13 protein-coding genes and 1 pseudogene are annotated in these 10,506 nt (G+C 63.5%); 12 read left to right on the top strand and 2 right to left on the bottom strand.

Features of this window, described 5'->3' with window-relative positions:
* The 10 genes and pseudogenes from VN856_RS02920 to VN856_RS02875 form a co-directional block, all read left to right on the top strand.
* Positions 1-217 (top strand): hypothetical protein (locus VN856_RS02920; RefSeq protein WP_325685970.1); only part of this gene is annotated, 217 nt, incomplete at its 5' end.
* Between the two features lie 131 nt (positions 218-348).
* Positions 349-702, top strand: a complete 354-nt coding sequence (locus VN856_RS02915; RefSeq protein WP_325685968.1) for a hypothetical protein — start codon at positions 349-351, stop codon at positions 700-702.
* Positions 699-1,202 (top strand): hypothetical protein, encoded by a 504-nt coding sequence (locus tag VN856_RS02910; protein ID WP_325685966.1) that lies wholly within the window; start codon positions 699-701, stop codon positions 1,200-1,202. Before VN856_RS02915 ends, VN856_RS02910 begins: the two co-directional genes overlap by 4 nt.
* Complete coding sequence (locus VN856_RS02905; RefSeq protein WP_325685964.1) at positions 1,199-2,251, top strand: alpha/beta hydrolase; 1,053 nt, start codon at positions 1,199-1,201, stop codon at positions 2,249-2,251. The genes VN856_RS02910 and VN856_RS02905 overlap by 4 nt, the downstream gene beginning before the upstream one ends.
* Before the next feature lie 25 nt (positions 2,252-2,276).
* The gene (locus VN856_RS02900; RefSeq protein ID WP_325685962.1) at positions 2,277-3,422 is read left to right on the top strand and encodes a PPE family protein; all 1,146 of its coding nucleotides are present in this window, start codon (positions 2,277-2,279) and stop codon (positions 3,420-3,422) included.
* A 171-nt stretch (positions 3,423-3,593) separates the two neighbouring features.
* Complete coding sequence (locus tag VN856_RS02895; RefSeq protein WP_325685960.1) at positions 3,594-3,869, top strand: SDR family NAD(P)-dependent oxidoreductase; 276 nt, start codon at positions 3,594-3,596, stop codon at positions 3,867-3,869.
* On the top strand, positions 3,866-4,399 hold the full coding sequence (locus VN856_RS02890; protein ID WP_325685958.1) for a YkgB family protein: 534 nt from the start codon (positions 3,866-3,868) through the stop codon (positions 4,397-4,399). The genes VN856_RS02895 and VN856_RS02890 overlap by 4 nt, the downstream gene beginning before the upstream one ends.
* A gap of 18 nt (positions 4,400-4,417) precedes the next feature.
* A pseudogene (locus VN856_RS02885) lies at positions 4,418-4,519 on the top strand (SDR family oxidoreductase); the annotation flags it as partial.
* Positions 4,520-4,675: 156 nt separating this feature from the next.
* On the top strand, positions 4,676-5,218 hold the full coding sequence (locus tag VN856_RS02880; RefSeq protein ID WP_325685956.1) for a cupin domain-containing protein: 543 nt from the start codon (positions 4,676-4,678) through the stop codon (positions 5,216-5,218).
* A gap of 1,023 nt (positions 5,219-6,241) precedes the next feature.
* A complete protein-coding gene (locus tag VN856_RS02875; RefSeq protein WP_325685972.1) occupies positions 6,242-7,063 on the top strand; it encodes a polysaccharide deacetylase family protein in 822 nt (273 codons plus the stop codon).
* 79 nt (positions 7,064-7,142) lie between these two features.
* Here the strand turns inward: VN856_RS02875 and VN856_RS02870 are convergent, their stop codons facing one another.
* The gene (locus VN856_RS02870) at positions 7,143-8,018 is read right to left on the bottom strand and encodes a helix-turn-helix transcriptional regulator (protein WP_325685953.1); all 876 of its coding nucleotides are present in this window, start codon (positions 8,016-8,018) and stop codon (positions 7,143-7,145) included.
* Positions 8,019-8,751: 733 nt separating this feature from the next.
* Between VN856_RS02870 and VN856_RS02865 the strand changes: the two genes are divergently transcribed.
* On the top strand, positions 8,752-9,147 hold the full coding sequence (locus tag VN856_RS02865; RefSeq protein ID WP_325685951.1) for a nuclear transport factor 2 family protein: 396 nt from the start codon (positions 8,752-8,754) through the stop codon (positions 9,145-9,147).
* Between the two features lie 135 nt (positions 9,148-9,282).
* On the opposite strand, the gene VN856_RS02860 is transcribed toward VN856_RS02865, so the two are convergent.
* A complete protein-coding gene (locus VN856_RS02860) occupies positions 9,283-9,798 on the bottom strand; it encodes a hypothetical protein (RefSeq protein WP_325685949.1) in 516 nt (171 codons plus the stop codon).
* A 109-nt stretch (positions 9,799-9,907) separates the two neighbouring features.
* Between VN856_RS02860 and VN856_RS02855 the strand changes: the two genes are divergently transcribed.
* A partial coding sequence (locus tag VN856_RS02855; RefSeq protein WP_325685947.1) for an alpha/beta hydrolase occupies positions 9,908-10,506 on the top strand: 599 nt, incomplete at its 3' end.

The following is a 10,506-nucleotide window of genomic DNA, read 5'->3' as shown; positions in this document are numbered from 1 at the left end:
CCCGGGTGAATCAGTTCGCCGGGTGATGACCACTCACCCCACGTCAATGAATGCTGACTTAACAGCTGGCGACTGGACGGTACGTGGAGCCGGCCACGTTTTTCAGATCTGCGTTCGGGGCCGCATGAGCGAGCAACGGGTCGCGATGACGGTGGACGACCTGGCTGTGTTGATCACCGCGGAACACCATCGCCACAAATTGGAGAAAACCAGATGAAGCCTCACCAATTTCAACGATCGCCTGCTGAATACGGCTCAGGCGCCGCGCGAACACCGTGGCTGCCGCATCGGATGCAGGCCGCCGCTGCCTTTGCCCGGCGTTGGGCGCATCGGAAAGGAGATAGCGCGATGGACACCGTACCGGCGCTCGAGGATCAACTTCAGGCGCTGCAGCCCATCTGCAGTGCCCAGCGGGTGTCGACCGGCATTACATGCGGTGCGCCGGCGGTGGCGGTCGCCGAAATACATGCCATCGACGGATGCGACCACATGGGGCTAAGCCCGGACGGCGACCTCGTCGAGACGCTCTGTCAAGCCTGCTTGGCTAGGTTGCGACGGGCCATGGCGACCTACGTAGGCCGCACGCGCGAGATGGCGTCTCGATGCGGCACCCACCCGGTGTGCACCACCTGCGGGCGTCGCACTGTATACCTGCAGAGCGTCTTCACGGTGCGCCTGATCCGGGCTGGGCTGGCATCATGAGCCGCCTACGCAATGCCTCGCTGTTTGCGGCTGTGGTTTCCGGTGATTACGCGGTCCTCATGTTGATCGATGGTCAGCTAATCGATTTCGGCGTCACCGCCGCCATTTGTGCGGGATCCGCGGTCGCGGCCGGGCTGATCGCCTACGCGGAGAAACGCCGCCGCAAGGCGGTTGCGCGGGGACGAGCGGCCGTCTGGGAGCGCCGTGACCAACAGGTCGCCGCCGACCAACGGTGCCCGTTCTGCGGAGGCGCAGGCCAAAAACCAAGTGCCTCACCCAGATTCGTTGACCGGCAGCGAGCGCGCGTATGCGGGAAATGCGCGCTGGCACTCAACGCCGAGCCAGGCACGATGAGCCCGCGGCCGGTCTCGGCGCGAGTTCTGATAAGTGCGCAGCCCGATCGGGTGCGCCGATCGACGGCGAGCCCCGCCTGGGCGTCACGTGAAATCGGTTGGGGGCGTGGGGCGCCCGATGACCCCGGCGTGGAAGTGTTGACATGAGCGCACCCGCCACCGCGTCGAGTTCACCGCGCCCGGGTCTAAGTTCACCCAGGACACGAAAAGCTCGACGGCACCTGGTTCGCACGGGCGCCGTCGTTAACGTCGTCCAGGACGGTCCGAGCATGGCCGGGCGCATCGCCTGGCTGGGCGCGCGGCTGATGATCCGGCCCACGTTGAGCGTGGGCAGCTATCTGCCCACGGCGCCGTGGCCATGGGGCGTCGTCGAGTGCGCCGCCCGCGCCATCACACCGGGAGCAGGCACGGTGCGCGCCGGCGTCGGGCTGGCGCACTGCACCGCGCAGCTTGTCCGCGCCGCCGGTGTGCTACCGGCCGACGGCACCCGCCGGGTCGTGCTGTATCTGCACGGCGGGGCGTTCCTCACCTGCGGTTCGTACTCGCACGGCCGACTGGTGAGCATGCTGTCCAGTTTCGCTGACAGCCCCGTGCTGGTGCCCAACTACCGCAAGATTCCCAAGCATTCGATCCGCGAGGCGATCGACGACTGCTACGACGGCTACCGGTGGTTGCGCCGAAAGGGCTATCAGCCCGACCAGATTGTGCTGGCCGGCGATTCTGCCGGCGGCTATCTGGCGCTAGCGCTGGCTCAACGCCTGCTCGAGTGCGGTGAGCAACCCGCAGCGCTGGTGGCCATGTCGCCGTTGCTGCAACTGGCCACACAGCCCAAAACGACCCACGCCAACATCGGCTCGGATGCAATGTTTTCACCCAGAGCGTTTGACGCCTTGCATGGCTTGATCACCCGCGCCGCAGCACACCGCGACGCGAACGGGCGTTCCGACGCGCTCTACGAGCCGCTCGACCACATCCAACCCGGCCTGCCACCCATGTTGATCCATGTGTCCGATTGCGAGGTGCTGCTTCACGACGCGCAGCTGGCGGCCCAACAACTGGCCACCGCCGGTGTGCCCGTCGATGTGCAGGTATGGCCGGGCCAAATCCACGTGTTCCAACTCGCCGCGCCGATGATCCCCGAAGCCACCCACTCACTGCGCCAGATCGGCCATTACATCCGCGAAGCGACCGGATAACCAAGGGACCTTGAGGTTATCGAAGATGGATTTCGGGGCGTTGCCACCAGAAATCAACTCCGGCCGCATATATTCCGGTCCCGGGTGTGGGTCGATGCTCGCGGCCGCGACAACCTGGGACGGGCTGGCCGAAGACCTGCATTCGACGGCGGCCTCCTATCAGCCGGTGATCTGGGACCTGACCGGCGCAGCATGGCTGGGTCCCGCGTCGGTGGCGATGACGGCCGCCACCGCGCCCTACCTCTCGTGGCTGACGAAGACTGCTGCGCTGTGCGAACAAACCGCCACCCAGGCCAGGGCCGCCGCAGCCGCCTACGAGGCCGCGTTTGCCATTACGGTGCCCCCGCCGATGGTCGCAGCCAACCGCGCGCAGCTGATGGCGCTGATCGCGACAAACATCCTCGGCCAAAACACCCCGGCGATTGCGACCACCGAAGCCGACTACGGCGAAATGTGGGCCCAAGACGCCGGGGCAATGTATGAGTATGCGAGCGCGTCGGCCGCCGCTTCGGCGTTACCGCCGTTCACCTCGCCCCCGCCCACCACAAACCCAGCCGGGGTCGCCGGCCAGGTTGCTGCAGTCGCCCACTCCAGCGCCACGTCAGCGGGCGCGGGCTCGTTCTTGCAATTGCTGAGCTTGCTGAGCCCGGTGAACCTGACCGTCGCGTCGGCGTCGACGGCGATCACGTCAACGGGCATGGCCGGGTCGTACGCGGGCTTGGGATATGCGGCGCACTACGACCCAGAAGGTGCCAGCAAGATGGATGCCGTACTGGCACGTTTGGGGGCGGTTGCGGGAGGCTCAGAAACAGGCGCATCAGCGTCATTGGGTTCGGCAGACCTGGGGGGCTGCGGCCGTGCGGCAACTGTATTGTCAGCGCGTTTAGGCCGGGCCTCCTCAATCGGCACGTTGTCGGTGCCGTCGAGCTGGGCCGCTGCCATCCCGCCGATCAGACAGGTCGCGGTGACATGGCCGAGCACCCTCCCCGGTGTCACCCCGGCGGTCCTGGCAGCGAGCCCGGAAAACCTGGTCAACGAGATGCTTTTGGCGAGTATGGCCGTACGCGGCATCGGCGGTGCTGCCCCTAAGGGCCCGCCCGCGATGACCATACGGGTGACGCCGCGCCCGCCGGATAGGCGACAACTCGGGCTGATACCGCGCTGGCTGTAGCGGAACGCTGACGGCGGCCCACCCCTGATGGGCTTCGCACTCACCCGGGTGAATTAGCTCGCGGGGTGATGACGACTCACCCGACGTCGGTGAACAGTGATTTGTCAACTGCATCCAAAAGGGCAGCGGCTTAGCCGAAGTCGTCAAGGAGAACTAGCGGGGAAACTGCGAATGCATTTTGAGGCCAAGAAGTTCATCGTGGTTGGCGGCAGTGCCGGCATGGGACGGCAGATTGCGGTCGATGTCGTCGAGCACCGCGCCGATGCGGTGATCATCGGACGCTCCGAAAACCGTGTTGGCGACACCGTCGCCGAGCTGGCGAGCCGACAGGGCGAAGCCTGGGGCGTCGCCGCCAAGCTGGCGGATCACGCCGCGGTCGCCGATGTTCAACGCGCGCATGCCGGGCAGCGCGGCGACGCGACACTGTTGGTCGACGCGGCCGGATGAGACCAATTGAGGACCTACTTGCTGCCGCCAATGATAAGGGGAACTCGAAATTGATGCGCCTCGCCGGACTTATCGCTCGCTACGGTCTCGTCATTATTTTGGTTTGGTTCGGTGCCATGAAGTTCACATACGATGAGGTGCATCGCATCTCGCTATTTGTCACTAACAGTCCCTTGATGAGCTGGGTCTACCGCATCATGTCCATCGACACATTTGGCAGGGTGCTTGGAATTATCGAGCTAATCACCGCAGCGTTGGTGGCGGCCAAACCGTGGTTCCCCAAGGCATCCATCGCGGGCGGCCTACTTGCCGTCATCTTCTTCGCAGGGACCGTCAGTTTCATGTGCACAACACCCGGTGTGGGCGAGGCATCCGCGGGCGGGTTTCCGGTGTTGTCGTCGACGGGTGAGTTCCTGATGAAGGACATTTCAAGCCTGGGCCTTTCAATTTGGACCCTGGCAGACGCGCTCGACGAGACACGGCGTCGCGCGCTGAGAGCCCCGCGAAGCCGATTGGCCTCGCCACGTTGATCAATCACGGCAACCGTCGACATCGCCAACGCCGTCACCTATCTGCTCTCCGACCAGGCCAGCTGGGTCACCGGCGCGATTCTCAACGTCGATGGCGGCTTCATGGCCGGGCGCAACTAACCCGACGGGGGGTCCTGCGCTGGTAGGAACCGGCCGGAACATTGTGGCGCGCTGGACAATCGACCTCGCACTCAGCGAAGGAGCATCCGTGTCATACGCATACAACAAGAACCCGGCCGCGGTCGACGCGTTGAATCCTGAGAAGGAGAGTTTGCAGTGACAAACGACAACTTGAGGCCAGGCGGCCCGCCAGCTAAGTCTGTCGGCCGCACCGAAGGCAAGTCTGTGTTTCTTGGGACGGTCGGTGTCCGCCACGTCATCGATAAGTTTCAGGCGGACGGGCGCTTCGCCGCCCTCGAGCATCCGATGTCACCCCGAGCGTTAGCCGCACCGCTTCATCGCCACCACAACGAAGATGAGTACAGCTGGATCATCGAGGGACGCGTAGGCGCTTTGCTTGGCGATGAGGTGCTCTACGGCGGACCTGGTGACTTCATTATCAAGCCACGAGGCCAATGGCATACATTTTGGAACGCGGGCGATGAGCCCGCCCGCATCCTTGAGATTATTTCCCCCGCAGGATTTGAGCAGTTCTTCGACGAGCTTTCTGGCCTCGGCGGTGCGGACAAGATATCGACAGAGGCCCTAGATGAACTCTGTGCGCGGTACGAACTGGAGATGGATGTCGACAGTGTCCCCGAATTGTGCAAACGCTTCGACTTGGAACTCCCCGGTGAACCTGTTCGTTATGAACCGTAGGGTTCGAAATCGCAGTATGCCCAAGCAATGTCGGCGGGAAACAAGCTAACCACCGTGGATGCCCAACGGTAGAAGGCACGAAACCAGCGACCAAGCTCAGCGTGCAGGGACACCACGTGATCGCCGCCTCACGCCGATCCGGTGTCGATTCACTCACCGGTGACGTCTCGCCAACGCCGTCGCCGGTGCGGATGTTCTGGTCGACGTCGCCGGTCACCATTGTTCGACGATGAGCCTGTGATGCACTTCTTCACGACACGACCACGAATCTTCTCGCTGCTGAACAGGACGCGGGAATCAAACACCATGTCGCGTTGTCCGTGGTGGGCGCGCAGGTCATGCCAGATAGCGGCTACAACACTGCGAAGGAAGCTGTCGCAGCCGTGGACGCCGCGTCGACGCGCGGGCCGATTATGAACATCACGGGTTCGAGCGGCTGCGCGGTGGCGTTTCTTAGCATCTCCAGGCGCTGCAACGCGGCGGCACCGACCGTTGCGGAGACCCGGGGGGCCATGGCGGCGAGCGTGGAATACCTTTGTGGGCACCTTCATTACGCGAGACGGCTCGATGGCTCGCATGCTGGCGGGCAATGGTGTACCTAGAGTCATCGGGATCTCGCCTCCGAGCACCCCTGGGAGCCGGACGCCGATCACCTGCTCGACGTCGTTCACCAGCTTGGTCAGCTCGGTCCTACCGTACTCCCCGGCGATCTCATCGACGGTGAACACAATTCCCTCGCATACCGGCGATGATCCTGACCGATGAAGCGTGCGCCCGCAATTTTCGGATTAGGACGGATCGTTTCGATTACATCTGCGAACGGCGCGCACGGACGTTCAGGGTTGCGCGGTTGTCTGATGGCATGATCTACGCTTGTGTCTCAGAACGGTCGGAGATCTTGTGACGTGGCGCCCATCCTTCTGACGGGTTGGCGAGAAGAACGACGCCGTCGTGAAGCGGGCCTCGGGCCGCGCCTAGTGCCAACCAATCCCTTTCCTCACACGGCGTCGCGTTGTGTCTGAGCTGAACCGGCGCCGGTTTCTCGGGGCGCTGTCCGCCACAGTCCTTGGCGGTGTTGCCGGTATGGGCGCGCCGCGCGGCGTCCTCGGTGGACCAACGCAACCCCCGACGGCCGCCGCCGCTGCCGCCGCCTCGCCGTCCGCAGGGCATGGCGAGGCCGTTGCTGACGCGCTATTGCCTCCGCCAGCGCCCAGCGTGCGGGTGGCGCTGCCAGGTGGCGGCGTGCTCAACAAGCTACCCGGGAATGGCAACCTGTTGGCGCTAACCGTTGATGACGGCGTCGACACCGACGTCGTGCGCCTCTACACGGAATTCGCCAAAGACACCGGCGTCCGGCTGACCTATTTCGTCAACGGCACCTACCGCTCGTGGACCGACAATCTGGCATTGCTGCGGCCTTTGGTCGAGTGCGGCCAGATTCAGTTGGGCAACCACACCTGGTCGCACCCGAACCTGACGAAGGTGCCAGCAAGTCGAGTGGCGCACGAGATCGCCCGCAACGACGCATTTTTGAAAAACACCTTCGGCGTGGACGCGCGACCGTACTTTCGGCCCCCCTACGGAAAGCACAACTCGGCCGTTGATTCGGTGGCCGCCGATCTTGGCTACACCGCGATCACAATGTGGTCGGGCTCGCTGTCGGATTCCACCGTGATCACCGAGGACTACATCGTCCAGATGGCCGAGCGGGCCTTCACCCCGCAGGCGATTGTGATCGGACACCTCAACCACCTGCCGGTCACCCATGTCTACGGGCAACTCCGCGATCTCATCCGCGCTCGCAACTTACGCACCGTGACCTTTGACGATGTCTTCGTCCACTAGGCGAGGCATCGCACAATCACTCCATCCAGGGCCCCGACCGTAGCCTGGTCGGCCGAGCGAACCCGTTTGGCTCATGCCTTTACGGGATGATGGTCAACAGAAGGCGCACCAGCTCTGCTTGGCGATGTGTGTCGGTTTTTTCGAAGACATGTTGCAGGTGAGTCTTAACTGTGGCCATTGAAAGCGATAGCTCCTCACAGATCGGTTTGAGACCGTCACCCCGCAATACCCGCAGCGCGACGTCGGCCTCGGCATCCGTCAAGCCATATGCGCGCCCTAGAAGTTGCGTCGGCGGCTCAATCTGCTGCTCCGGGTCCACGAGTACGACCAGCGCTCGGGCCACTGACACGTTCTCGGTGGTCGGATTGAATGGCAGCACGTGGATCACGTACGGACGCTTCCCGGATGGTCGTCTGCACAGAAACGAGTTGCCACCGCGCGGACTGGCTTCGTGTTCAAGGAGGGCACCGACGACGCTGCGGCGCAACTCAGCGTTGGCAGACGCACTGCTCGCTTCAACGCTGCCCGAACGGATACACAGTCCGTCGCCGGATTTGAGAATTCGCTCGGCGGCGGAATTCATATGTATAACAACCGAACCGGGGCCGACGACGGCGATGCCGTGTCGAACACTGTCGACGGCTCGGGCGATGTCACTCGCGTTTTGAGCGAAGTTCTCCAGATGACTTTGGGTGCGAAGCGCCTGCTGTAGGTGGGGGACCAGGGCGCTCATCAACTTCACGCGCTCAGCCGTGTCGAACGGTTCCGCGCGCTTCGGAGCCGCGACAAGAAAGCATGTCGGCATCGGACCGTCGGTAAGCCGTACGAATAGTCCGTCGTCCATTTGGTATGGACGCATGAAGCCGGCGTCGAACTCTGATCGCGCCTTCAATGCAACCAGCGGCTGCCCGCGTTGGATCAAACCGACTGGGCCGTTATCGACGGCATCGAGCACGTAGTCGATCTGGCGGTAGTACTCGAGGTAGGCCTCTCGCGCCTCCTGCGGGAGGCTGGCGCTCTTGATAGAGCGGCCCGATCCATCGGCCAGCAACAACGCGGCGCTCTGCGCGTCGAGCGTGCGACGAACATCCGCCATGGCCACGATCCAGTTGTCCGGACTGAGCGCCGAGGCGTAGATGGCCGAGACTATGCGCGAGAAGTCATCGATCCCGATCACTGCCGGCTCTCCCGCTGGTCCGCAGGCCCCATCGAAGGCCCTTCTTCCTGTGTAGCTACCGAGGCTTCACCTTTGGTTGTTGGGAAATTTATCGCCTTTCATCCATTCGGATGAGGCGGCGGGCCAGATTCAGGGCGTTTCCTTACAGGCACGTTCAACCGCGACAAAACTCAGCCCCGACGCAGCGGCTGGGACCGTCTTTGCTGAGCAAAAGCCGCAATCGCGCGGCCGGGCAGCGCCTATGCGCGACAAGGAGATCCCCTCATGACCGAAATTCTTCCAAGCAGCCAGCGGCACATCACGACGGCCACCGGGATCCCGACTTGTCTCAACCGGCCGGGTGTAGCGACGGCCTATGAGCGCGGGACGGAACACAGGCACTATCCGCGACACTACGTCTCCCTCGAGCAGGCCCTGATGGCGAGGGAGATGGAGAGGTGTTAGCCGGTCGGAGGAACCTACCGCTTGCGTGACGAACGTCGAAACATTCTATGCACGAAGGGAATTGAACATGTCGGACCAAGAACAAAACAACATCGAGCTCGTCAAGAAAGGCTACGAAGCCTTCTCCGCCGGTGACGTCGACGCGGTGATGAGCCTGTTCGACGACAACATCGAGTGGGTCCAACCGGGCGATAGCGCGATCAGCGGTACCTATCACGGTAAAGCCGAACTCGGCGGGTACCTCAGCCGATTGGCCGAGAAGTCGGTGACGGTGAAGCTGAACCGTCTCATCGCTGACGGCGACACCGTCGTCGCGTTAACCGAGGTGGCGGTTGGCAGCGAAAGAGGGCAAGACGCCGACGTATTCACCCTCCGCGACGGCAAGACGGTACGGGTGCAGGTGCACACAGACACGGCGATAATGGAGCGGGTCTACGGCAGGAAAAAGGTCGCGGCCGGGTAGTAGAACTGCTTGTCCAACGAGGGGTGACGCTCCTCGGAATAGAGTCGGCCCGTCATCCCGCTTTGGCGGCGTGCCGACTCGCCCGATCAGGTTCGTCGCTCTTGACGGGATGCATCCATGGATCAATCCGGGAGGCTAACTGTCTGGACCAATGACGAAGCAACGCCCAGCGCCGGTCGTCAGCAAGACCTCCTGCACTGCTGATCTGTCGATGCCGGGGAATTGAATCTGATCCATCATTTGGCCCGCATCGATTGCGACGATCTGGGAGGCCGTAGCGCCGTCCTTCAAGCGAACGTCGGCGGTCACCTGCTCGGCGTTAACGGCATTGGACGATTCACGGAAGTAGTAGACATTAATTCCCGAGCCTGACGGGTCGGCAGCCCAACCATCGCGGTAATAGCAGCCCGGGTTGCCCTCGGCGTCCGGAGGTGGCGGAGGGCAGATCGACAAGCCGACGCACGGGGTGATCGCATGGGGGGCGGCAGTGGCGTTGGGATGCGGGGTCGCGTTAGGGGCGAGAGGCTCGGTGACCGTTGGCTGCCGGGTCGTTGAGCTTGCTGTGGTGGCTTTCGGCTGCGATGGTGAGGACGACGAACAAGCGGCCAGACAGCAGCAGCCCACTACCGCGATGATTACCCGCTCTTTCACATTTGCCACCCGGATCGTTTCGCGTGCGACGGTACCAATAAAGCGTGTTTCGGGCCGCCGTCGGCGTGAGGATCGCAATACAGGGGCCCAGGCGGCGTAAGGTTCGCCCATGAACGTCGCGGGCGGGATGCCGGACATTCACTATGCCAAGAGCGGCGGCTTGAACATCGCGTTCTCGGTGACCGGAGAGGGGCCCGATCTCGTCGTCGCGCCCGGGTTCATCTCACACCTCGACATCATGTGGGAGGAGCCGTCGGTCGTCCACTTCTACTCGCGGCTCGCGTCCTTCCGTCGCGTCGTCACCTTTGACAAGCGTGGCACTGGCCTGTCGGATCCGGTGATGCACGCGCCGACGTTGGAAGAGTCGGTCGATGACCTGGCCGCCGTCATGGACGCGGCCGGATGTGAACGCGCCGACCTCGTGGGCGTTTCGGAGGGTGGCACGATGGCGATGCTGATGGCGGCCAGCCATCCCGACCGCGTGAATGCGCTCGTCCTATACGGCACGTTCTCCCGCCTGCTCCGAGCGCCCGACTACCCGCTCGGCGTCACCGAGGAGCAGCTGTCGGAGTTGGTCGAGGTGAGTTCGAAGGGCTGGGGTGAGGGCGTCGGACTGGGTGCATGGGCTCCGAGCCGGCGGGGCGACGCCGATTTCCGGCGGTGGTGGGCGCGGCTACAGCGGGTGGCCGCCAGCCCGGGCATGGTACG

It is taken from the genome of Mycobacterium sp. (assembly GCF_035603715.1).
GTDB lineage: Bacteria > Actinomycetota > Actinomycetes > Mycobacteriales > Mycobacteriaceae > Mycobacterium.
This window is presented reverse-complemented; position numbering and strand designations above follow the sequence as displayed.